Source organism: Stenotrophomonas sp. PS02300, from assembly GCF_029959395.1.
Lineage (GTDB): Bacteria > Pseudomonadota > Gammaproteobacteria > Xanthomonadales > Xanthomonadaceae > Stenotrophomonas > Stenotrophomonas maltophilia_AD.
This window is the reverse complement of record NZ_JASCOP010000006.1, coordinates 38,369-61,718: the sequence shown is the minus strand read 5'-3', so window position 1 is coordinate 61,718 and position 23,350 is coordinate 38,369. Positions and strand designations below refer to the sequence as shown.

At 63.8% G+C, this 23,350-nt stretch carries 15 protein-coding genes and 1 pseudogene; 11 read left to right on the top strand and 5 right to left on the bottom strand.

Annotated elements, in window-relative coordinates; translation table 11 throughout:
- Window position 1 precedes the first annotated feature (1 nt).
- The 6 genes and pseudogenes from QMX79_RS02885 (at window position 2) to QMX79_RS02860 (ending at window position 9,589) form a co-directional block, all read left to right on the top strand.
- Window positions 2–1,957, top strand: a complete 1,956-nt coding sequence (locus tag QMX79_RS02885) for a sialate O-acetylesterase (protein ID WP_282244191.1) — start codon at window positions 2–4, stop codon at window positions 1,955–1,957.
- Window positions 1,957–3,645, top strand: coding sequence for a glycoside hydrolase family 43 protein (locus tag QMX79_RS02880; RefSeq protein WP_282244189.1), 1,689 nt, complete (start codon window positions 1,957–1,959; stop codon window positions 3,643–3,645). Before QMX79_RS02885 ends, QMX79_RS02880 begins: the two co-directional genes overlap by 1 nt.
- Window positions 3,645–6,314, top strand: coding sequence for a glycoside hydrolase family 3 C-terminal domain-containing protein (locus tag QMX79_RS02875; protein WP_336618848.1), 2,670 nt, complete (start codon window positions 3,645–3,647; stop codon window positions 6,312–6,314). The genes QMX79_RS02880 and QMX79_RS02875 overlap by 1 nt, the downstream gene beginning before the upstream one ends.
- Window positions 6,301–7,764 (top strand): annotated as a pseudogene (locus tag QMX79_RS02870) (MFS transporter); the annotation flags it as partial. The gene QMX79_RS02875 and the pseudogene QMX79_RS02870, both read left to right, overlap by 14 nt.
- Window positions 7,747–8,763, top strand: a complete 1,017-nt coding sequence (locus QMX79_RS02865) for a glycoside hydrolase family 43 protein (RefSeq protein WP_336618849.1) — start codon at window positions 7,747–7,749, stop codon at window positions 8,761–8,763. The pseudogene QMX79_RS02870 and the gene QMX79_RS02865, both read left to right, overlap by 18 nt.
- A 7-nt stretch (window positions 8,764–8,770) precedes the next feature.
- Window positions 8,771–9,589: an aldose epimerase gene (locus QMX79_RS02860; RefSeq protein ID WP_336618847.1), complete on the top strand. Its 819-nt coding sequence runs from the start codon at window positions 8,771–8,773 to the stop codon at window positions 9,587–9,589.
- Between the two features lie 7 nt (window positions 9,590–9,596).
- Here QMX79_RS02860 and QMX79_RS02855 read toward each other — a convergent pair whose 3' ends face one another.
- The 3 genes from QMX79_RS02855 to QMX79_RS02845 all read right to left on the bottom strand — a co-directional run bounded on the left by QMX79_RS02855 (window position 9,597) and on the right by QMX79_RS02845 (window position 11,483).
- Window positions 9,597–10,124, bottom strand: coding sequence for a hypothetical protein (locus tag QMX79_RS02855; protein ID WP_282244183.1), 528 nt, complete (start codon window positions 10,122–10,124; stop codon window positions 9,597–9,599).
- The gene (locus QMX79_RS02850) at window positions 10,121–10,531 is read right to left on the bottom strand and encodes a hypothetical protein (RefSeq protein WP_282244181.1); all 411 of its coding nucleotides are present in this window, start codon (window positions 10,529–10,531) and stop codon (window positions 10,121–10,123) included. Before QMX79_RS02850 ends, QMX79_RS02855 begins: the two co-directional genes overlap by 4 nt.
- A 169-nt stretch (window positions 10,532–10,700) precedes the next feature.
- Entirely contained in the window at window positions 10,701–11,483 is a 783-nt protein-coding gene (locus QMX79_RS02845) for a hypothetical protein (protein ID WP_282244179.1), read from the bottom strand.
- Between the two features lie 113 nt (window positions 11,484–11,596).
- On the opposite strand from QMX79_RS02845, the gene QMX79_RS02840 reads away from it, so the two are divergent.
- Complete coding sequence (locus QMX79_RS02840; RefSeq protein ID WP_282244177.1) at window positions 11,597–12,793, top strand: serine hydrolase domain-containing protein; 1,197 nt, start codon at window positions 11,597–11,599, stop codon at window positions 12,791–12,793.
- Between the two features lie 28 nt (window positions 12,794–12,821).
- Here the strand turns inward: QMX79_RS02840 and QMX79_RS02835 are convergent, their stop codons facing one another.
- A complete protein-coding gene (locus QMX79_RS02835; protein ID WP_282244175.1) occupies window positions 12,822–13,349 on the bottom strand; it encodes a DUF6622 family protein in 528 nt (175 codons plus the stop codon).
- A gap of 162 nt (window positions 13,350–13,511) precedes the next feature.
- On the opposite strand from QMX79_RS02835, the gene QMX79_RS02830 reads away from it, so the two are divergent.
- Window positions 13,512–15,449 (top strand): WG repeat-containing protein, encoded by a 1,938-nt coding sequence (locus QMX79_RS02830; protein WP_282244173.1) that lies wholly within the window; start codon window positions 13,512–13,514, stop codon window positions 15,447–15,449.
- Between the two features lie 184 nt (window positions 15,450–15,633).
- Here QMX79_RS02830 and QMX79_RS02825 read toward each other — a convergent pair whose 3' ends face one another.
- On the bottom strand, window positions 15,634–17,787 hold the full coding sequence (locus QMX79_RS02825; RefSeq protein WP_282244171.1) for a DUF262 domain-containing protein: 2,154 nt from the start codon (window positions 17,785–17,787) through the stop codon (window positions 15,634–15,636).
- A 172-nt stretch (window positions 17,788–17,959) separates the two neighbouring features.
- Here QMX79_RS02825 and QMX79_RS02820 point away from each other — a divergent pair, with 172 nt between their 5' ends.
- From QMX79_RS02820 to QMX79_RS02810, 3 genes are all read left to right on the top strand, one after another.
- Complete coding sequence (locus QMX79_RS02820) at window positions 17,960–19,639, top strand: hypothetical protein (protein ID WP_282244169.1); 1,680 nt, start codon at window positions 17,960–17,962, stop codon at window positions 19,637–19,639.
- Window positions 19,636–21,150 (top strand): hypothetical protein, encoded by a 1,515-nt coding sequence (locus tag QMX79_RS02815; RefSeq protein WP_282244168.1) that lies wholly within the window; start codon window positions 19,636–19,638, stop codon window positions 21,148–21,150. The genes QMX79_RS02820 and QMX79_RS02815 overlap by 4 nt, the downstream gene beginning before the upstream one ends.
- Window positions 21,151–21,305: 155 nt before the next feature.
- Window positions 21,306–23,216, top strand: a complete 1,911-nt coding sequence (locus QMX79_RS02810) for a hypothetical protein (protein ID WP_282244167.1) — start codon at window positions 21,306–21,308, stop codon at window positions 23,214–23,216.
- Window positions 23,217–23,350: the final 134 nt, after the last annotated feature.

Sequence of the window (23,350 nt, the reverse complement as noted above, 5' to 3'; positions counted from 1 at the left end):
GATGTTGGCCGCCACTCTGGGGGGCTTCGCCGCACCGGCCATGGCGCAGGAAGCCGTGACGCCGCTGCTTCACCCGCTGTTCCAGGACCATGCGGTCCTGCAGCGCGACCAGCCGATTCCGGTCTGGGGCCATGCCGCCCCGGACACCACCGTCTCGGTGAAGTTCGCCCGGCAGACCGCTACTGCACAGTCAGACGCAGAGGGTCGCTGGCGCATCACCTTGAAGCCCATTGCCGCCGGAGGACCCTATGAAATGCGCGTACGGGCAGGGCAGGCAGACCAGACCGTGAGCGACGTGCAGATGGGCGATGTCTGGCTGTGCTCCGGCCAATCCAACATGGAACTGCCGGTGCGGCGCGCGCTCAACGCCGACAGCGAAATCGCATCGGCCACGCAGCCGGACATCCGTCTGTTCACCGTACCCAAGGCCCCGGCCGTGACGCCCCAGGAGGGGTTCGCCGGACCTGCCTCCTGGCAACCCGCGTCCCCGGACACCGTGCGCGACTTTTCCGCTGCCTGCTACTACTTCGCACGCGAACTGCGGAAGACCATCAACGTACCGATGGGGCTCATCCAGTCCGCGTGGGGCGGCTCGCGGATAGAGGCCTGGACCAGCGCCGATGCGCTGCGCGCGCAGGGCGGCATGGACGAAGCACTGGATGTGCTCGCGTTGAATGCCAGCGACCCTGCGGCGGCAAACGCAGCTTGGGGTACCCACTGGCAGCAGTGGTGGGAGCAGCGCGAGGGTGCCACGCCCGGCGATGCGCCCTGGCAGCCCGATGCCGCCCGAGCAGGGTGGCGCCAGGCCCCGGCCCAGCTTGGCGCATGGGAGCGTTGGGGCATCCGGGCGCTGTCCGCGTACAACGGCATGGTCTGGTACCGCACGCAGGTGAAGCTGGGCGCCGCCCAGGCCGAGCAGGGCGCACGCCTTGAGCTGGCGCCTGCCGACGAAACCGACGTGACCTGGGTCAACGGCGTGGCGGTGGGCAGCCAGAACGCACCGGGAAGTGCACGGTCGTACCCGCTGCCGCCCGGCCTGCTGAAAGCCGGCATCAACAGCGTGGTCGTCAACGTGCTCGACACCTGGGGCGACGGCGGGCTGGCCGGCCCTGCGGACGCCCACGCCCTGCAGCTGGCCGATGGCACCCGGATCGTTCTGGATTCCCCCTGGCTGTACCGCATAGCCCCCGGCAACCAGGCGCCGCCACTGGCCGCCTGGCATGCCGCCACCGGCCTTTCCACGCTCTACAACGGCATGATCGCGCCCTTGGGGAGCTATGGCCTGCGCGGCATGCTCTGGTACCAGGGCGAATCCAACACCGGCGATGGCGCTGCCTACGCGGACAAGCTGCGCTCCGTGCGCGATGACTGGCGCAGGCAGTTCGGCGCAGAGATGCCGCTGCTGGTAGTGCAGCTGGCCGGCTATGGCCAGCCGCCCGTGGCCCCGGTGGAAAGTGGCTGGGCCCAGGTCCGCGAGGCGCAGCGGCGCGTCGCCGCGGAAGACCCGCATACCGGCCTGGCCCTCGCCATCGACATCGGCGATGCCTACGACATCCATCCGCCGAACAAGCAGGAACTGGGCCGGCGCCTGGCGCGGGTGGCACGCCATGGGGTCTATGGCGAACGGGCAGTAGCCCCCTCCGGCCCGACCGCAGGCAAGGTATCCCGCACACGGGTGGAGGTGCGCATCGGGTTCGACGATGTCACTGGAACGCTGGTCGCAACGGGTGCGAACGGCCCCATCGGCTTCGAACTGTGCGACGCCGAGGCGAAGCACTGCACCTACGCCGACGCCACGCTGGACGGCAACGCGGTAGTGCTGAACAGCCTGCAGGCCGCAACCGCCGCGAGCGTCCGCTACTGCTGGGCAGACGGCCCCATCTGCACGCTGCGCGACAGCAGCGGCGCACCCGCCGGTCCGTTCGAGCTCCCTCTCACCCCTGCAGGGGAACCCTGATGCGCCTGCTGCTTGCCACGCTCCTGCTGCTGTCCGCTGCGTTACCGGCGCAGGCGGCCACGCCCGCACCGCCGGTCTACTTCGACTGGTTCGAATACGCCGGCAACGACGCCGCGTTCGAGCCGCCGCTGCCCGCCGGCCATTACCGCAACCCGATCCTGGCCGGTTTCCACGCGGACCCGAGCATCACAAGCGCCAACGGGAAGTTCTACCTGGTCAATTCCAGCTTCACCTACTTCCCGGGCATCCCGGTGTTCGAGAGCGTGGACCTGGTGCACTGGAAGCAGATCGGCAACGTCATTGACCGCCCATCGCAGCTGGACTTCGACGGACTGAGCGTCTCACGCGGCATCTTCGCGCCGGCCATCTCGTACCACGAGGGCACCTTCTACGTGGTCACCACGGCAGTGGACAGCGGCGGCAACTTCATCGCCACCGCCCGCGATCCGGCCGGCCCCTGGTCCGACCCACACTGGCTGCCGGGCATCGAGGGCATCGACCCGTCGCTGTTCTTCGACGACGACGGCAAGGTCTACCTGCTCAACAACGATGTGCCGCCTGGCCCACCGCGCTACGAAGGCCACCGCGCCATCTGGATGCAGCAGCTGGATCTGGCGTCCTTCAAGCCGGTAGGCCCACGCAAGGTACTGATCGACGGCGGCGTGGAGCCGGCAAAGAACCCGATCTGGATCGAAGGCCCGCACATCTACAAGCGCGAGGGCTGGTACTACCTCTCCGACGCCGAAGGCGGCACCGGCCCGCAGCATTCGCAGGTGGTCCTGCGCAGCCGCGAAGTGTGGGGCCCTTACGTGCCATACCCGGGCAACCCGATTCTCACCCAGCGCGACCTGCCGCAGGACCGGCCACTGCCGATCACCAATGCCGGCCACGCCGACCTGGTGGAAGGCCCGGACGGTTCCTGGTGGGCGGTATTCCTGGCCAGCCGCAACTACGACACCCGCCACTACAACACCGGGCGCGAAACCTACCTGCTGCCGGTGGAATGGCGTGACGGCTGGCCGGTGATCCTGCCGGCCGGCCAGACCATCCCGTACGCGGCCAAGGCGCCATCGTGGATGCAGGGCGAAGCGAACCAAGCCCCTTCCACCGGCAACTTCGTAAAACGCAACGAGTTCGACACCTCCACGCTCGGCAACGACTGGCTGCGCGTGCGCGTCCCCAAACAGGACTGGGCCGACCTCCGCGAACGCCCCGGTTCGCTGGCGTTGCACCCGCTGCCGGAAGACCTCGACACCCTACGCAACCCCGCGTTCCTCGGCCGCCGCCAGCAGCACCTGCGCTTCGAGGCCAGCACGCAAATGACGCAGCCAGCAGAAGGCATCGCGGCAGGATTGGCGGCCTTCCAGAGCGAAGCGTACTGGTACTTCCTCGGCGTCCGCAGCGTTGGCGAAAATCGCGTGGTGATCTTCCTCAAAGCACGCGACGGCGGCGGCGCAACAAAAACACTCGCATCGCGCGAAGTGGCACCGTCAGCCCCGCTGCGCCTGCAGATAAAAGGGGACGGAGGACGTTATGCCTTCGCCTTCGACACACGCGATGGGCAAGGCTGGCAGACCCTCGCCGATGACGTGGACGGAACGGTATTGAGTACGGATCGTGCAGGCGGCTTCGTTGGCGCCCTGCTGGGACCATTCGCGCGCGACGAGCGCGCCCTGAGGAGCAAATGATGACGCGCAGGCCCCTGTTCCGCACGCTGGCGCTCTGCGCCGCCATCACCCTGGCCACCGTCGGCCACGCCGCCGCGCCGCAGCCCTGGCTCGACACCTCGGCCAGCTTCGAGACCCGGGCCGCTGCGTTGGTCGCGCAGATGACCCTGGAGGAAAAGGCCGCCCAGATGCAGAACGCCGCGCCCGCCATCGAGCGGCTGGGCGTTCCCGCGTACGACTGGTGGAACGAAGGGCTGCACGGCGTGGCCCGGGCAGGGCAGGCCACGGTGTTCCCACAGGCCATCGGCCTGGCCGCCACCTTCGACGTGCCGTTGATGGGGCAGGTAGCCACCACCATCAGCGACGAAGCCCGCGCCAAGCACCACCAGTTCATCCGCGAGGGCTCGCATGGCCGCTACCAGGGGCTGACCTTCTGGTCGCCCAACATCAACATCTTCCGCGACCCGCGCTGGGGCCGCGGCCAGGAAACCTACGGCGAAGACCCGTACCTCACCGCGCGCATGGGCGTGGCCTTCGTGCACGGCCTGCAGGGCAATGACCCGGTGTACCGCAAGCTCGACGCCACCGCCAAGCACTTGGCCGTGCACAGCGGCCCCGAGGCCGACCGCCACCACTTCGACGCCCGGCCCAGCAAGCGCGACCTGTACGACACCTACCTGCCGGCGTTCGAGGCACTGGTGAAGGAAGGGCAGGTGGATGCCGTGATGGGCGCCTACAACCGGGTCTACGGCGAATCCGCCAGCGCCAGCCACTTCCTGCTGCGCGACGTGCTGCGCCGCGACTGGGGCTTCAAGGGCTACGTGGTCTCGGACTGCTGGGCCATCGTCGATATCTGGAAGCATCACAAAATCGTCCCCACCCGCGAAGCCGCCGCCGCGCTGGCAGTGAAGAACGGCACCGAGCTGGAGTGCGGCCAGGAATACGCCACGCTGCCGGCAGCAGTGAAGCAGGGCCTGATCAGCGAAGCCGAGATCGACGAAGCGGTGACGCAACTGTTCACCGCGCGGATGCGGCTGGGCATGTTCGATCCACCGGAGCGCGTGAAGTGGGCGCAGATTCCCGCATCGGTGAACCAGGCGCCCGCACACGACGCGCTGGCCCTCAAGGCGGCACAGAAATCGCTGGTGCTGCTGAAGAACGATGGCGTGCTGCCGCTGTCACGCACTCTCAAGCGCATCGCCGTGGTCGGCCCCACTGCCGATGACACCATGGCGCTGCTCGGCAACTACTTCGGCACCCCGGCCGCACCGGTGACGATCCTGCAGGGCATCCGCGATGCGGCGAAAGGTGTCGAAGTACGCTACGCACGCGGCGTGGACCTGGTGGAAGGGCGCGACGATCCCAGCGCCACCCCGCTGATCGAAGCGGCGTACCTGCGGCCCTCGGCCAATTCCCCGGAGCGCGGCCTGCGCGGTGAGTACTTCCGCACCGCCGATCTTTCCGGCACGCCGGCACTGGTGCGTACCGACGCCCAGATCGGCTTCGGCTGGGACCGCGGCTCGCCCACCGACAACCTGCTGGCCCGTGGGGAAGCCGCACCGGGGCAGGGCATACCCAACGACAACTTCAGCATCCGCTGGAGTGGCCAGTTGCTGCCGCCGGTATCCGGCCGCTACCGCATCGAGGCCGCCGCCGACGATGGCTTCCGCCTCTACGTGGACGGCAAGCGTGTGCTCGACCACTGGGCCAACAGCGACCGCCTGCACGGCGACGGCGTGGACCTGGACCTGCAGGCCGGCCGCGCCTACGACCTGACGCTTGAGTACTTTGATGCCGAGCGCGACGCCGGCGTGCGGCTGGGCTGGCGCATGCCCGGTGCAAAACCGCCGTTCGAAGAGGCACTGGATGCCGCCCGCAATGCCGATGTGGTGGTGTTCGTCGGCGGCCTCACCGGCGATGTCGAAGGCGAGGAAATGAAGGTCAACTACCCAGGCTTCGCCGGGGGCGACCGCACCGACCTGCGCCTGCCCGCACCGCAGCGCGCCCTGCTGGAGGCGCTGCATGCCACCGGCAAGCCGGTGGTGATGGTGCTGACCGGCGGCTCCGCGATGGCCGTGGACTGGGCCCAGGCGAACCTTCCCGCGATCCTCATGAGCTGGTACCCCGGGCAACGCGGCGGCACCGCCGTGGGCCAGGCGCTGTTCGGTGACACCAACCCCGGCGGGCGGCTGCCGGTGACCTTCTACAAGGCAGACCAGGCGATGCCGGCCTTCGACGACTACACCATGGAAGGCCGCACCTACCGCTACTTCCGCGGCACGCCGCTGTACCCGTTCGGGCACGGCCTGTCGTACACCACATTCGACTACGGCAAACTCCGCCTGGATGCACCCCGCATCGCCGCTGACGGGCAACTCAAGGTGCAGGTGGACGTGGCCAACTCGGGCAAACGCGCAGGCGATGAAGTGGTGCAGCTGTATGTGCGGCGGGTGGATGCGGGACCGGGTGATGCGCAGCAGGCGCTGCGCGGCTTCCAGCGTGTCCAGCTGGCGCCGGGTGAGCGGCGCACCGTGGCCTTCGATCTGGACGCAACGCAGGCCCTGCGCCAGTACGACGAAGCGCGGGCGGCGTATGTCGTACCGCCGGGGGCGTACGAGGTGAGGGTAGGCAGCTCCAGTGCCGACGCCCGCGTGCAGGCCCGCTTCACCGTGGAGGCTGCCCGTGACTGAGTACGTCCTGTCGGTACGGGAAAAGCTGGGCTACAGCCTGGGCGATCTCGCGGCGAACCTGATCTTCCAGACGCTGATCACCTACCTCGCGTTCTTCTACACCGATGTGTACCGGCTGCCGCCGGCCACGGCGGCAACAATCATCTTCGTGATCGGCCTGCTGGGCGCCTTCGTGTTCACCCCACTGATCGGCATCGCCGCCGACCGCACCGCCACCCGCTGGGGCAAGTTCCGGCCGTGGATCCTGTGGACGGCGGTGCCGTTTGGCGTGCTCTCGCTGCTGGCCTTCAGCACCCCGCAGCTCGGCGCACAGGGCAAGATCATCTACGCCCTCGGCACCTACGGCCTGCTGATGCTGGTGTACGCGGCCAACAACCTGCCGTACTCCGCGCTCAGCGGCGTGCTCACCGGCAGCATGGCCCAGCGCAACAGCCTCTCGGCCTACCGTTTCGTGGCGGTGATGATCGCGCAGTTCATCATCCAAGTCCTGCTGTTGCCGCTGGTGCTGATCCTCGGCGACGGCGACCGCGTGCTGGGCTTCGAGCGGGTGATGACCGTGTTCGCGGTAGTGGGCACCGTGTTCTTCCTGATCACCTTCGCCACTACCCGCGAGCGCATCGTGCCGGCCAAGGAACAGACCGGCGGGGTGCTGCAGGACCTGTCCGACCTGCTGCGCAACCGGCCGTGGCAGGTGATGCTGGCCCTGACCATCCTGGTCTTCATCAACCTTGCCTTGAAGGGCGGCACCTACATCTACTACTTCCAGTACTACATGAGCGAGCCTGCTCTTGCGGGCTTTCTCGACAACACCGGCTTCAACCGCTTCATCGGCGGATTGAACGCCACGCTCAACGGCATGGGGCTGTCCGGCTTCGCCTGGCCTGAGGACCCGGCGACCTCTGCGTTCAGCCTGTTCAACGCCTGCGGCATCATCTGCATGATCCTGGGCATCGGGGTCTCGCGCCGGCTGGCCGACCGCTTCGGCAAGCGCGATGTGTTCGGCGGCGCGCTGCTGGTCTCCACCGTGTTCCTGCTGGTGTTCTACTTCTTCCCGCCCACCGCCGTGGCCGTGGCGTTCGTCTCCTTCATGCTGCACGGCTTCTTCTACGGCATCACCATTCCGTTGCTGTGGGCGATGATCGCCGACGTCGCCGACTATTCCGAATGGAAGAACAACCGCCGCGCCACCGCCATCATCTTCTCCGCGATGCTGTGCGGCCTGAAGATCGGCCTCAGCATCGGTGGCGCACTGGTCGCCGGCATCCTGGCGTACTACGGCTACCAGGCCGGCGCAGACCAGCAGCCGGAGGGCGTGGTCAACGGCATCCGCCTCACCGTGAGCGCCTATTGCTCGATTCCGTTCCTCGTCGCCGTGGCGATGCTGTGCCTCTACAAGATCGACAAGCGCATGGAAACCCGCATCGAACAGGACCTGCAGCAGCGCCGCGAGGGCAACAACCTGGGGCACCTGGCGGCCCGTGCCATCTCCCAGCCGCTGGTGACCCACATCTACACCGCCGATCCGTCGGCCCATGTGTTCGAGGGAAAGCTGTACATCTATCCCTCGCACGACATCGATGCCGGCGCACCGTTCGACGATGAGGGCGGGCACTTCGGCATGGAGGATTACCACGTCCTGCGCATGGACAGCCCCACCGGCGAGGCCACCGACTGCGGCATGGCGTTGCACGTCCGCGACGTGCCATGGGCGGCAAAGCAGATGTGGGCGCCGGACGCAGCGCATCGCGATGGCCGCTACTACCTCTACTTCCCGGCCAAGGACGGGGAGGGCAGGTTCCGCATCGGCATCGCCGTGGCCGACCGCCCCGAGGGCCCGTTCACCGCCGAACCCGAGCCAATGGCAGGCACGTACTCCATCGACCCGGCCGTATACGAAGACGGCGACGGCGCGCATTACCTCTACTTCGGTGGCATCTGGGGCGGCCAGCTGCAGAAGTACCGCGACAACCGCTACGACGTGGCGCACGAAGAACCCATTGGGGACGCGCCCGCGCTGGGCCCGCGCGTCGGCCGGTTGGACGCGGGCATGACCCAGCTGGCCGAGCCTACGCGCGAGGTGATCATCCTGGACGAACACGGCCAGCCACTGCGCGCCGATGACCACCAGCGGCGCTTCTTCGAAGGGCCGTGGCTGCACAAGTACCAGGGCAGGTATTACCTGTCGTACTCCACCGGCGACACCCATCTGCTGTGCTACGCCATCGGCGACAGCCCGTACGGCCCGTTCACCTATGGCGGCGTGATCCTCAAGCCGGTAGTCGGCTGGACCACGCACCACTCCATCTGCCAGGTCGAAGGGCAGTGGTACCTGTTCTACCACGACGCCTTGTTGTCCGGCGGGGTCACCCACCTGCGTTCGGTCAAGTGCACCCCGCTGCACATGGAAGCGGACGGCAGCATCCGGACCATTGATCCCTATGGCAACTGAGCGCAAGTTGCCCATCGACGACGCGCAGGCGCCACTGCCTGCTGGCCACCTGCACTGGTTGCGGGCCGGCAGGCTAGAGGTGGCACTTGCCCCTGAGGCCGGCGGACGCGTTGCCCGCATCCGCCATGAAGGCGTGGAATGGCTGGTGGACGAACAGGAGGGCGGGGCAGCCACCATCGCCTGGGGCTGCTACCCGATGGTGCCGTGGGCCGGGCGAATCCGGCACGGGCGCTTCAGCTTCGATGGCAGGGCGCACGCGTTGCCAACGAACTTCGGCGAGCACGCCATCCACGGGGTAGGGTTCGCGTTGCCGTGGCAGATCGACAGCATCGCGGCGGACAGCGCCACGCTGTCACTCGAGCTTCCCGAGGACGACTACTGGCCCTTTGGCGGCACCGCAACGCAGGTCATACACCTGACGCCGCACAGTCTCGAGTTGCGCCTCGCCGTGCAGGCCGGCACCCAGCCAATGCCGGCGGTACTCGGCTGGCACCCGTGGTTCCGCAAGCCGGATGAGTTGCTGTTCGAGCCCGACGCCATGTACCCGCGAGACGAGGAGGGCATAGCCAGGCTGCCACTGGAAAGCGCATCCCCCGGCCCATGGGACGACTGCTTCATCAACCAGAAGGCCATAACCCTGGTGTACGCCGACCAGCGCCTGACGCTGCGTGCCAACACCGACCACTGGGTGGTCTACGACGCCGCCCCAAACGCCACCTGTGTTGAGCCTCAGACCGGCCCACCCGACGGGTTCAATCTGTCACCGAAACGCCTGGCAGCAGGCCAGCACAAGACGCTTGGTTTTGAGATGACATGGGAAAGCTAAGCCGCCGTCAGCACAAGGTCAGGGTAGTGGCGTCATACATATCCTGCGATCGCGGCTTGGGTTCCGGCTCGTCAATGGAAAGCACCAAACCCCCAACCGGTTTCCCAGACGTCACATCCTCGATCCAGACCTTATACAAAAGCCGGTCGAACTTGAACTTGGCGATGTAACGCTTGCCAGGTTCGGCGACGAACCACTGGTAAGCCCATCCGCATCCCAACTTGCCTTTTGCATGGAGCAGGACCCGATGTTTTCCGGGCCGCAGCAACACCTCACTGACGAGCTCCCCCCGGTAGCCCGAAAAGCGCCCAAGTGCGGGCTTTTTGAGTCGAACGTCGTCGACCGCAAACACGCGCAAACGGTCTGGTAGAGCGAACGCGCCGAACCGTCCTTCCTTGCTTTCTATTTCCAGGGTGGCCGCCTGTTGGCTGTCCCCGTTCGTGAGGTCAAGCACAGGGCGCTCACCCGCCGTCACGCTTCCAGTGGCCAGCACCAGAGTGCCCAGCAGAGAAATCAACATCAGCATGTGTTTCATTCGGCATCCTCCATTCGCTTCAGCTGAGGGTTCACCGAGTAACCCTCGACGACGGCAGATATCTCGTAGCGCCCCGGAAGGAATGTTTCCTCGAACTCAAAGGCAGTTCGGATGCTGTGTTCGGAAACGGTGCCGGCAATGGTGTGTTTCCCCGGAATAATCCGTATTTCGCGCACTGCGTAGTATCCGCCGTTCCATGTTTCCAGTGGCTCGGCCAGTCGCTTTCCGTCCAGCGATTCAATGTAGGAATACCCCACAAGCTGGATGATGACCGTTTGTTCGGGATCGTCCGGGCGCGTCTGATACCAGACAGGTTTCACGATGGCGCAGGCGGACAAAGCGAGAAAAGCCAAGCACACCACAACTCGTGCTCCCAGTCGGGAGCGAACAATATCGGGGAAGAGCACGTAAGCCTTCCTTAGCCTTGAAGATGCAGCAATCCCGGCTGCACGGGCACCCGGCAATTACCGGACGGACCGATCCCGCCACGTGAATAATGTGTGAACGGCGCGTGAGCGTAGCGAAGCTTGCTCCGCCGCGCAATACCCTCAAGCAGATCTACATGCCGCTTGTGAATCAACCCGCAACCGGCCCACTTTTAGCCACCGATTTCGCCCGCTCAAGCCAACGCGCATTGTGATCCCGCGCAAACCGCGACCAGCGCTTCGAATCCTCAACAATGCTCGCAAACAACACCCGAGCCCGCTGCTGGTCCTCGGCATCCGTCTGCGCCAGCAACCACTCCCCATACCGGCACCGCGCAGCCGCCTCATTGCCACACTTAACCGCATGCTCGAACGCCGCACGCGTACCCGGCGCATTGCTCGCCGCCAGCGCCTCCGCATACAGCAGGGTTGCCTCTGACTTCCGCCGGGTATCAGGATGGCGCGCAAACATGCCCTCCAGCGCCTCCGCCGCAAGCCCAGCATCCCCCGATTCGAGCCGTGCCTGCGCAAGCCCAAGCAGGATATGCGGCTCATCACCCAGCGGCGAACTGGCCGCCTTCTCGAACAGCGGTCGCGCCTCCTGCACGTGCCCCGACTCCAGCAGCATCGTCGCCAGGCGCACCCGGTTCTGCAGCGTCGGCGCATGCTCCAGCTCAGCCCGCGCCTTGCGCAGTTCCTGCCCGGGATTGATCAGCTGGTTCGCCGCCCGCAACGTCTGGCGTGCCCCGCGCGAATGGCGGACCTCCGGGAAATAGATGGCCAGGAAGTAGACCAAGCTCCCCAGTAGCGGAAACGAGAAAAGCAGAATGAGCCAATACAGGCTCTGGCCGGAGCGGATGGCGTGCACCGCAAAGAGGATCGCGGCCAGCACATGGAGTCCGATTCCAATGAAAGGCATTTCAGTCCACCACATCCCTTGGGGAACCGAACTATAGGGTTTCTTCAGCCCCCGGGAAACACCCCGGGGGCGGGCAGGGGATGGGCTATCCTGAGCCCCCTTTCCACCTAGCCTTCGAGCACCCACGCATGCCCGCGACTTCGATGGTTGTTCGACCCAGGCAGTGGCTCACCTACCTCGTAATCTCCGCCGCGCTCCTGGCGGCAGGCTGTGCGGGCAAGCCGGCCACGCCCAAGGATCTGGGGACCGAGATCGACGAGGTCGCCGCCACGCTCATCGAGCAGCCTTTGCTCCACTCGACCTCTATCGGGGTGGTGTACCGGGGCAAGGAATACATCCGCCACCGCGGCGACATGCAGGCAGGGAAGCCCGGCGCTCCCACCGATGCGACCGTCTACGAAATCGGCTCGTTGAGCAAGACCTTGGCGGGCACCCTGATGGCGAACGCAGTACTCGAGGGCAGGGTAACGCTGGATGACGACATCCGGATGTACCTGCAGGGGGCCTACCCGAACCTGCAATACAAAGGCGAACCCATCCGCATCCGCCACCTGCTGTCCCACACCAGCGGACTGCCGAACATGCTGCCCGAGCGCGCAAACACCGTGCTTGACGACTTCACCGACCACAGCACGCCGCCAGAACTCAATGCCATCTACGCGCACTACGGTAAAGCCGAGTTCTTCAATGACCTGCATACCGTCGAGATCCCGCGCGGTCCCGGAAAGGTCTACGCCTACTCAAGCACCGGCACGGAACTGACCGCGGACATTCTGGAACAGGTTTACAAGCGCGACTACGAGTCACTGCTGCGCGGCTTCTTCAACGAGTCTGCCGGGATGAACGGCCTCACCATCCGTCTGACCGATGCTGAGGCGCAGCAGCTCGCGATTGGCTACCACAGCGACAACCCCACACCGACCACGCCGATGCCGCAGCTTCCCTGGGGCGCCTCCGGAAACGTAAAGGCCACCGTTCCGGAGATGGTGAAGTACCTCAGGTTCCAGCTGGCCAACGGACCCGTCGTAACAGAATCGCATCGCACGCTGGTCAAATTCGATTCCGACTTCAGCATCGGCTACTTCTGGAACATCGTCAGCGGCGACCGCCAGAAGGGCCTCTACTATGCCCATCACGGCGGCGTGCCCCGCTCGCAGTGCTACATCTACATCATCCCGAAGTACGATCTGGGCATCTTCATCATCACCAACCAGAGCGGCGACCAGACCGCGCATGCCATGGAAGCGGCGATCGATACGCTGGTCGAAAGGATTGCTGCAAAGGAGGAGGCCAGCACCCCCTCAACCGAGCAGCCCAGGTCGTAGCGACACGCCATGCGTGTCCACGCAGACCTCAACCCGAGACCTGCAGGTCATCACCCGTCGCAGTCCGGCGAAAAGCGGCCAGGTAGCGGAGGTACTTGCCGATGAAGATACCGGTGAAACCGCCAGACAGCAGCAGATAGGCCGCCCGGAAACCAACATTTCCAGCAAGCGTCGGCGACATCGCCAGCGCGGATTCGAACCCGTACTTCACGGCGAACGTCACCAGCAACAGCGGCAGCAGGCTGTAATCCGCGCTGCGCCACAGCTTCCCGGTTGCCCGGTCCGCGGTCAGCGTCGCACGGCGCAGCATCATCCAGCCGATGCCCGCACCCGCGCCGATCCCGGCCAGCCACAGTGCCCATGCCTGCCAGGAGGTGCCGTAGCGGGCACTGATCGACCACAGGCCCCACGCGGTGAACAGGGCAGGCACCACCGCCAGCCGCCCCAGCGTGATCTCACCCGGCTTCATCGCGGCGATGCCGCGCGTGATCAGGAAGATCAGAAGCGCCCATACCCAGAGCGGGGTGTGCGAAGCGAATTGCTGCAGCATGTTCATCGGGGGTCCTTGGCTTGGGGTGGGTGCCGGCCGTGCAGCGCCGTGCGGGAATGGGGTAATTCTCTCTTTGGGCCGAAACGGAACAAGTGACAGCTGTCAGCCATCGGGGAGTACAGGTTGGCGGCTACCATAGGCGCCCACCAATACGCTCAAGATGGCCGGATGACGAAGCACGACAAGGAAGCCACGCAACGATTCAACGCCACAGGCGTCGGCCGCACCCGGCGTTTCCAGCGCATTACCCAGCCGGCGCTCCTGGCACTGGCCCTCGGCGTCACCCAGGCATGGGCGGCGGCGCCCCAGACATTCGTCCTGCAGGCCAGCGGGTTCGAAAGCGGCTTGGTCGCCAATGATCAGGGCCGGCTGATCCAAGCGTGGCCCGGGCGGCCGCAGCAGATCGCCGCGGATCGCTGGCTCGTCGTGGATTTCGAGAGAAGCAGCAGCGTGTGGTTCGATGACGCTGGCCGGGTCTCGTTGAAGGGCCCGTATGTCGAGCTCCGATCCGACACGGCGTTCGAGCGTCACCGGAACGACCCGGACCCAACCTCGCTGTTCAGCACCTGGTCCAGGGCAGGGACCGCCCTGTTGCGCGCCGATGGAAGCACCTTCGTCGACTGGCAGCCAGGCAGCGGCGAGTGGGCTATCACGGCGCACCCGCAACGCTACAGCTGGCGCTCGCGGGAAGCAGGCGAACGCATCTTCGATGCGCGTGGACAGCTTCGGATGCAGCTGGCCAAGGGCGAGCTCCGGGCAGCCGGTCCGTTCCCGGAGCGCACTGAGTATCTGGTCTGCGACCTCAAACCGGGCACACCCTGCGCGCTGCGCGATGAGGCAGGAAAGACGCTGTGGACCGAGCGCATCGACAACCTGATCCCGCTCAACAACGGCGGCTGGCTTGGGCTGCAGGGCAGGGCTTGGCGCCGGCTGGATGCGGGCGGGCAGCTGACCGGAGATCGCACGCTCATCTACCTGGTCGGCTACTCATCGGCGCGGTCGCGCAGCCCCGCCTCTGAAGACGTGGGCACCTGGCCGCGCTGGGCAACCGAATACCACGTCATCCGCGAAGACGCTGAAGGCATTTTCGCGAACGAAGCCGACGCCGTGGACGGCCTCATGTACCCGGACGGGCGCTTCCAGTCGGTCGCCGGCGCGACCTCCGGCGAGGAGGTCTGCCCAGGCATGTGGCGAACGCGCATGGGGGACGCCGGTGACAAGTTGGTTGATGCAAATGGCCAGGTGCTTGGGCCATTCACCGCCTACGCGTGGAAAGGGGTCGAAGGGCGTCCCGAGATGCGGCAGGCGATAGCGGAAGACGGGCAGGAAACCCTGGTGGACTGCAGGGGAAAGCTGCTGGTCCAGACACCGCCGCTCAGCCAACTGAGCGCAGAGGCCACAGGCTTTTTCGGCACGCTGGACGGCGAATCCCAGCCCCGGCTGTGGCTCGACGCCGAGCTTGGCCAGCACCTGCTGCCCAAGGGCACCTGGATCGACCAGGTCAGTGCTGATGGCGCGTTGCTCCTCGTACGAAGCGACGCGGAGGGGTCCCGCCTGTATCACGTAAAGCACGGCCGCTTCGTGGGCGAGACCATCGGATCTGCGCATGCGCTGCTGCCTGGCGGCGTCGTGTTCCTGCGCGATGGCTACTACGGCTTCATTGACGCCGATGGGGTCGAGCGGCTGCCACCTCGCTACACCGCGATCACCCCTTGGGGCGAAGATCGCCTGTGGACGTCCCGCTACCTCTCCGATGACGCGCCGGGCAGGATCACGACCCTGCATCGCATGGACGGCTCGCCCATCGCCAGCTGGCTCAATGCCTCAATGAACGACAGCCCCATGCTCCGCAACCTGCCCAATCAAGGATCGCTGACGGAGCTGATCGGCCCAACCTTCGAAAGGGACGATGGGGAGTACCTCGGCCAACAATGGGTAGACCGCAACGGCCGCACCGTGTTCCTGTCACTGGACTGCCAACGCGGCTCACAAGAGACCGATGGCAGCGTGATCGAACCCCTCACAGGGCCCGCGCGACGCCAAGGCACCGATTGCCCGATCACGGATGACATCCGAGCCGCCATGGCCGCGACCCCTGCCGACTGACACCGACGCAGCGGGTCAGCTCAATGGAATGCCCCCCCGAAGGGGTAGGGTCGGTTCCCAAACGACCGCCGATAAGAATGATCGGCACGGTAACGCATGACCTCGAACCGAAACACGCTGCATGTGTTCGAGGTCATGCCCTAAAGGGGTAGCCACCATCCCGGCGGTGGATCGGGATGCAACCCTACACCGCCACCACTCGCTTACCCAAAGACTTGTCATCTCTAAGGTTGATCGGCTGCTTGAACTTCTCGACCATCCTCCCCACGTTGTTTCCATTCAGTTTCGCGTGATAGAAGTCACCACGACGCACGCGCTCAGCCAAGGGGCCATAGAGATACGGGAGCCATTCATCCACACTCGCAGTGCTCGGAACGAGCTCAAACGCCCAGTGGTTCTGAGCGTGCTGCAGCATCGCAATGCCACGCGCCGTGATCTCCACGATGGTCCACTTGTCACAGATCTTGGCAATCTGCATTTCCGAGTAGCTTCCCGTCGCAAAGCGACCCGCTTTGTCCTTTCCACCCTTACACAGGAAGGGATGGTTGGAAACTTCAGAGTTGAATGACTTGGAGAGCAGCAGGAGGTTGCCCAGCGATCCCGCAATACCTGCCAGGGCTTCCTGTTTGTTGCGCCCACTGACAACAATCGACTCATTCCACTCTGGAGCCGGATTCTGCGGGAAAACATGCTCCACTGAATCCGTCCAATGGAACTTCTCGCCTCGCAACTTGTTGACACTTCCGCGCGTGCCACGCAGGCGCTCTTCCCACGCCAACATCACCAGTCGTGCCAGAGGCCAACCATAGAAGCCGCTGCTGTTCTTCTTGTTGAACCTGTCGTTGATCGCAGCCTGGACCTGCTCCCTACTGAAGTATCCCGACCAGGTGTACTTGGGGTTGGTGAACAGGTCGGCACCGCCACTATCCAAGTCCGAAACATTGTCCACCATCCAGTGCAGGTGCTTGCTTGCCCACTCAACAGCGGCTGTCGCTTGAGGCGGAGATGCCGTATCGGGGCGCACAGTGGTCAACCTTGTACCAGGGTGGGCCAACGCATGCGCGGACAAGTTGAGATCGGCCTTACCCGTGTGGGCCGGGCGGCCGCTCGCCTGGATTACCATCACCCGGAACCGCTCCGCCTCCCAGAGGAGCTTGCAGAAAGCGCCACCCCAGCCCGTGTCTGTATCTGGCTCAGACAGAAGCTTGGGGAACTCATGCGCAAGCCTGATCAACGCCCATAGCAACACCGGCCGCGAAGCACTGTGGGGGGTTCTGTACAGGGCACGAAGCCTTACCGCTACCGCCGGCGGCAGATCGTCCGGAGAGTGAAGCAGGCTCCAGCATGCTGCGGCGTGCTCGAGGCTTTGTACGTATGCCAGGATCTGGTCGCAATCGGTGCTTCGCTTTGCTGAGAATTCAACGTCGAACAGGCGAGTGCTGAGCCAGTCCGCCACCCGCTCCACGCGGAACCAGCCCGTTGCATGTGCTGCAAGGAAATCGTCGTCAGCGAGCAGCTCCTTGCCCGCGCCAAGGCTGGCGTAGACTTCCTTCCAGCAGCGGTGAACTTCATCCGTTGTTTGCCTGGACCTCTTGAGGTTGCCTTCCTGCGAGGCGAGGCAGATCAGGCGATTCTTGAGCTTCTCAAGAGTACTCAGGGGCCGCCCACGGTTGTTGATGGTTTCGAATGCCACATGGACATCAAACTCCGGCTGGATAGTCAGCACAAAGAGCTTGAGGCGGTGCCGCAATGCGTCGACATAAGATGCCCTGACACTGACACTGTCCAGCTCAGTAGACTTCTTGCTGAAGTACTCCCAAGCCTTCGTCATGTTCCGCGCGTAGTAGGATCGGTCGCGCGCTACCGCTGGCGCCAGCGCTGCTCGTTTCAAGGCGTGGAAGTCAAAGCACTGCTGCAGAACGTCATTTCGGCGGAAAGTCACTGGATAGGCGGCATCGCCCAGCGCAGAGAGCAGCAGCGCGATGGTCACCATGCGCTGTTGGCCATCGATGAGCTCGCTCGGTTCGCCGTCTGGTGCGTCGGTGATCATGACCGATCCAGTGTAGTGCTGTGCGGCATCGCGCTCGACCACGCTGGTTACGTCGTCCCATAGCGCCGCCCACTGCTCCTCGCGCCAGGCATATCCGCGCTGGAACTCAGGAATGACAAGCGGCGTTCGCGAGGTGATCTGCTCAATGGTAAAAAGATCTGCCTTGCTGAATCCCATCCCAGTAGCCTCTGTCCTTGTTTGATTCGGGATGATAGAAAATCCTGGACGACTGAGATGTAAGGGATTCCCCGACAGATCAATGTCCTGTCGCTGGGTAACGGTGTTCATGAAGTGCGGATTCGCTCTGTCGGGAATCTCCCGACATGCAGTCAGACTAATCCGATACTCAACCAGTGAGAGCCTCGTCACACTGTTATCGGGGACTCGTCGGGGGGCAGGCCTCACCTTAGGATGAACAGTGCCCCCCCCAGAGCACATCACTCGATGCAACAGGGGTCACATGGGCAACATCAATACCTTCCTTCGGGAGCGGTTGGTGGATATCTCCGCCAAGCGCGTCTACATCGCGCCCAACATCGACGAAAAGAAGCTGAACAACGCTATTGGCGCCTTCGGTTACACGGGCAAGCCAGGCAATGTGGTCGCTTTGTATGACGACAGCCTGCTGGGCGGGTCGAAGGAGGGCCTGCTGTTCACAGGCGAGCAGGTCATTGTTCGTTCGCTGATGGCAACTCCGGTTCCGCTTCCGTATGCCGAACTGGCCAGTGCGGAGTATCTGGAAGTAGCCATTGCAGCGAAGCCCGGCAAGGTCGACAAGCTGGTGCGCATCACCCGGATCAGCGGATCCAGCGTGGACGTGCGCGGCGCGTTCCTCAACCTGCAGGCGTTGGCCAATGTGCTCCAAGAGGCAATTGCCGACTTCGATGATCACCAGGAGGAAGCGCAGTCCATCCCCATCGAGGACATGGCCGAGGAACTGAAGGTGGCGTACGTCAAGGTGGCGGTAAGCATGGCGTACGAGGGCAAGCAGGAGCTGGGGCACAAAGCATTTGCCGAACTCATGCTGCTCATGACACGCCTAAACCTCGCCTCGGACTCGCGCCTGGCCGTTCGCGTGTACATCGCCGCCGGGGAACGGCAGGAAGCCGTTTCCACCCTCATCGAGACTCTGGATGCCCATTGCCCGGATGGGCAGGCGCACTCTGTGCATGTCTCCCTGGTGAAGGAGCTCATCAACCTGCACCACTGCATGACCGGCCGCTACAGGAAGCAATTTGCCTTCCTTGATCAACATCGCCAGCTGCTTAAGGTGTCCGACGCCGACCTGGAGCTGGTCGAGTTCGCTATCAAGAGCGAGCACGACATGCTTCGGGAGGATGTCAGCGACGACCAGCTCACGGAAACCATGAAACTGCTTTCAGCGAAGGCGGCAGCGGTAGGCACGCCCCTGGCGGCGGTTTACCTCTCTGGTTCGGTCATCGGCATGTCAGCGGCCGGCATGACATCAGGCCTCGCCACGCTTGGCCTGGGGGGCATCCTTGGGTTGTCCAGCATGGCAACCGGTATCGGCGTGGCTGTGCTGCTCGGCGTGGGTACCTACGCAGGCATCCGCAAGCTTACCGGTGCCAACGAACTTACAAGGTCCAAGCGCCGTGGCTTGATGCTTGCCGAAGTGATCAAGCAGACCCAGGTGACGCTGTCCCTCCTGGTCTCCGATATCAATTCCGTCACGCTGCGGTTGAATGAGCAGATACTCGCGCACGGCGCGCAGAGCGAGCAGATCGCCAAGTTGATGCGCCTGATGACTCAGCTGACCGGGGCGGGCAAGGTGCTGAACGAACGTTCGCAGGCGGCACAGAGCAGCGCTACCCGGCTCAGCTGTGCGCGCTTTCTGGATGAAGATCGGGTGCGATACCTGACCCGCGATGCCACGCGCCAGGAGCTTGGCGACTGGATCATCGGCCACTACGAACCGCGGCTGATCCAGGAGAGCAAGGATGACAAGACCATCGAGACCGAGAAGCTTGCACTGAAGGAAAGCTACGAGGTCCGTGAACTGGAGGAGCTCGCGCAGGCGTTCCAAGCCATCGGCTACTTCAATGTTTCAGATGTGGTGGCGGGCAAGATGACCGACCTGGCCAGCAAAGCCACCCGCGGCCTGACTGGCTTGTTGTCGTGAACCCCAGCGATGAGCTGGACGCGCACGCCCATCGACTTCGTGCCCAGAAGCACCAGATTTCTGCAGTTGAGCTGCAGTTGGGCAGTATGTCCTCCGCGCTCGACGAGATGTCGGCCAGGCAGGCTGAGGATGATGCGGTGTTGGCAGAGGCAATGGCTCAGGCTGAAGCAATGCTGGGGCAGGGGACCGTGTTGCTGGACTCTGGCGGAGATACTGATCTGGTGCTGGAGATTCACGCCGAACTGTCGGGTGAGTCGGTATCGCACCGTGGTCCGCTGCGCACGCTGGCGATGGTGGACGGGATGGACATCGCGCCTGACACCTCTACGGCTGACTTTGAAGAGGCACTGATCGCCTATTCGGCCCGGAACGGGCTCGATCTGCTGGCCGACCCATTCGCGAAGCTGATGAGCGCCAGCCAGCGCGTGGCCTTTGAAAGGCTGGTGCGCGAGGACTTTTCGCTGAAGACGGCGAACTGCGACCGATACGACTACATGCTTGCCGGCGCCTGCGGGCTGATTGGTGGCCTCGTGGACGTAGTGTTCGTGGGTGCGGCCAGTGTCAAGGGCGGTGATGAAGCCAGCCCCCTAGGCCGCGCCGCTGACTCCGTTGTGGATTCGGCCGTGCGTACCTTTGCCCGCCTGATGGGGTGGAAGGGCCCCAAGGAAGGAAGCGACCCAACCAGCAGCGCCATCGGCTGGCTGGAGCGCGCCTTCCCCGTCAACTATGACCATCGGCACGGCGTCGATGTCGGCGGAAAGTTCAGAATGAGCACGAACAACCACCACATCAAGAGCCTGGGTCATTCTCCAGACCTTGTGGGATTGTTCTTCTCCATTCTGGACCAGTTCTGCAACACGGCAAACTTTGTCGCAGACGGCAGGCTCATCTCCGTAGACACCAAGGACTTCAAGCTCCAAGGCAGTACGGTTGCCGCGAAGATCTTTGCCGGCTTTGTCAACTGGATGGGTCACCTGTTCTCCGACATGGCCGGCTCTTCCGGTGCAGAGAACCGCGGCTCCGGCATTCCGATCCCGTTCTATTCATTACTGCAGTTCGTCGACGTAGGCAGCTTCGGACAGCATCGGCAAACATTTGCAACGATTGCCGTACGAGTCTTCGAGCAGGGCTACGACATGCGCCACGGCTTGGCCATGTCTGTACCGGTCATGCTGACCGAAGTACTCACACGCATCACTTGGGTGGCAAAGCAGTGGATGGTGCATAAGCGCCCCTTGAGCGAGTGCATGCCCTTCGGCAGTATTCCCGAGCTGAGACGAATGCTATTGGTCAGCCATGGCAGCCTGTGCATGGTGGACGTAGGCGATGCTGCACTGCGCTCGGGTGGAGACCTGATCGGCTTCCTGCTGCGGGGGAACATGGTTGCGTGGGTGCGCTTTGGCTACGTCTCCCTCACTGAGGTGAAGGCCGTAGTGGCTGCTGGCAGCCTGGATATCGAAGCCGTGGACGCACATCTTGAGATGGAGCTGGCGCGCCTCCTGAACTGCTGACTACCTCGTCGGTGGAGTATCGGAGCGCATGGCTATCCATAAACCGTCCAATCTCACCAACCGGGATGTCTTGAGCGATGGTAATAACAGGTTGAAAATTCTTGCGCCGATCTTACTGCGCGACTGCCCAATGGGCCTTCGACTAGGAGACTAAAATGCCACATGTCCCTTCGCTGGTTGCTTCAATAGGAACGGCTCCCGATCTCTGGCGGGCATTCTGCGCCCGCGCTGGTCTTGACCTTAAAGAGCGCAAAGACAAGAGGGAGGCTCACGATGCAGAGCTCATCTCGGAATTGCGCAAGACCTTGGCCCTTCCAAATGGCATAGCGCTTGACCAGGCGATGGAGCAGGCAGGGACAACGACAGAGGCGTTGCTCAACGCGATCCTTGCGAAACTGACACCTTGGTCGCGGATGATGCGCGACATTCTGGAGATGGTGGAGCAGGCGCGTGGTGGAGCGGACACCGAAGCGCTCTCCATTAATGTGCAGTGGGACGCCTTGGATGAGGAGCTTCAAGTCAGCCTGAGCGAATTTCGTCGTCAACAGTCGGTGATTCAGCATGCCATGCTGACAAGCACAGGAAGCGCATGGGGAAGGTTTGACTTCAGTCATGCCTATCCGCATATCGAATCTGAGCTTGGTTACAACGGCGAGCGCGGCTCCAGCATATTTGGTCGTTCCGCCGATGACTTTGTAGGGCACGACCTTCGATACTGGTTCCGGTCGCTTTGGGACGGGGTTACCGACCCGCCCCCTCAGATTCAGTTAAATTCAGATCCGGATTTTGAAGCGCTGCTTGCAAGATTACGGTCTGCGGTAGCCAGCCACATGCGAGTGATGACGCTTATGGGAGGTGGTAGGTACGCTGACACCGTTGATACGCCCGCCGATATGGCGCTTCCGGACGATTGGACAGTCGTTGAGGCAAGGCGCCTTCACAATGACTACCTTAGTGCATGGCCGCTTGTCTGGTATGCAGCTGCTCCAAGACTATACGAGTGGTCCTCGCTGCGCACCCAGATCATGGATCACCTGCGCATGCTCCTCGATCAAGTTCCATCGAACCAGGAGCGCTGGGTCGAAGCCGCGCGTGCACTCGACGATGTTCTGGATCTCCCTGTCTGGAAGAAGCGGCACGAGCTCTACTCGGTGTGGGTAGCCACGCAGATCGCATCATCCAGTGGTCGCGCTCCCGATTGGATTCTCACCAATGGAGTGCTCAGCTTTTCGTTCGCGGGTGCGGATGTCGCGCGGTTCCCGCTTTCCGGTGGAACAGCGCTTCTTCGCGCCGAGAGTCGGGAAGAGACCACTGTTGCACTGAAGGGCAGCGGCAGAAAGCATGCCGTGCAGCCCGACTACACGGTCTATCGCGAGCATGCGGGAAGAAGAACGAAGGCCGGGCTGGTGGTGGAGTGCAAGCACTATCGAATCGCGGCCAGGAAGTCCTTTGAGGATGCAATCTGGGACTACGCGCGGGCACATGCAGACGCAAGCGTCTTGCTTGTCAATTACACCCGGATCGGTGAGATCACACTCCCTGCCCATGGCTCGTTCAGTGGCGCATACGGCGAGATGCGTCCTTCGGGATCCGGTGTGGCCGCGTTCCGGGAACAGGTGTCGGGCGCGTTCACGCAGATGGACGAAGCGTCCGACGTTTTCGGAGGAAGAGCCAGTATCCGACTCCACTGGAAAGACGGCGGCGACCTGGATCTGCACGTTGCGCGCAAGCGCGACGGAGTTCGTACCACGGTCCACTATTCCTCCCGAGGAAGCATAAGCGCGGAGCCGTGGATGGAACTTCAGGGAGACCAGCAGTTCTCACCTGCGATCGAGGAAGTGAAAATCCTCAAGGCGGGGGGCGATGCTTTCGAGGTCTACGTACATCGCTTCCAAGGCGAATGGCCACGCCAGGGATTCTTCGTCGAGGTAGAGGCCGGTGCCGGTAGGAAGCGAATCGATCCGCCGGAATATCAGGCAGGTGCCGACTGGTGGCACGTCTGCGACGTGAGTTTGAACCCGTGGAAACTCTCCACGGGAACCGGCTTTCGCTATACACCCCCGTAGAGCGACCCGGTAATGCGTTGATTTAACCGGGTTCGAGTTTCCCGAAAGTCTGCCCGGATAGATGCACACCCGCCCAGTAATGTGCACAATCCCCACGGGACCGGGCATGACGCCGGGTAAGCTCCATGCCACGT

Coding starts and splice junctions, on each gene's coding strand:
- QMX79_RS02885 (WP_282244191.1), top strand. CDS start 2: ATGTTGGCCGCCACTCTGGGGGGCTTCGCCGCACCGGCCATGGCGCAG.
- QMX79_RS02880 (WP_282244189.1), top strand. CDS start 1,957: ATGCGCCTGCTGCTTGCCACGCTCCTGCTGCTGTCCGCTGCGTTACCG.
- QMX79_RS02875 (WP_336618848.1), top strand. CDS start 3,645: ATGACGCGCAGGCCCCTGTTCCGCACGCTGGCGCTCTGCGCCGCCATC.
- QMX79_RS02855 (WP_282244183.1), bottom strand. CDS start 10,124: ATGAAACACATGCTGATGTTGATTTCTCTGCTGGGCACTCTGGTGCTG.
- QMX79_RS02845 (WP_282244179.1), bottom strand. CDS start 11,483: ATGTGGTGGACTGAAATGCCTTTCATTGGAATCGGACTCCATGTGCTG.
- QMX79_RS02840 (WP_282244177.1), top strand. CDS start 11,597: ATGCCCGCGACTTCGATGGTTGTTCGACCCAGGCAGTGGCTCACCTAC.
- QMX79_RS02835 (WP_282244175.1), bottom strand. CDS start 13,349: ATGAACATGCTGCAGCAATTCGCTTCGCACACCCCGCTCTGGGTATGG.
- QMX79_RS02830 (WP_282244173.1), top strand. CDS start 13,512: ATGACGAAGCACGACAAGGAAGCCACGCAACGATTCAACGCCACAGGC.
- QMX79_RS02825 (WP_282244171.1), bottom strand. CDS start 17,787: ATGAACACCGTTACCCAGCGACAGGACATTGATCTGTCGGGGAATCCC.
- QMX79_RS02820 (WP_282244169.1), top strand. CDS start 17,960: ATGGGCAACATCAATACCTTCCTTCGGGAGCGGTTGGTGGATATCTCC.
- QMX79_RS02810 (WP_282244167.1), top strand. CDS start 21,306: ATGCCACATGTCCCTTCGCTGGTTGCTTCAATAGGAACGGCTCCCGAT.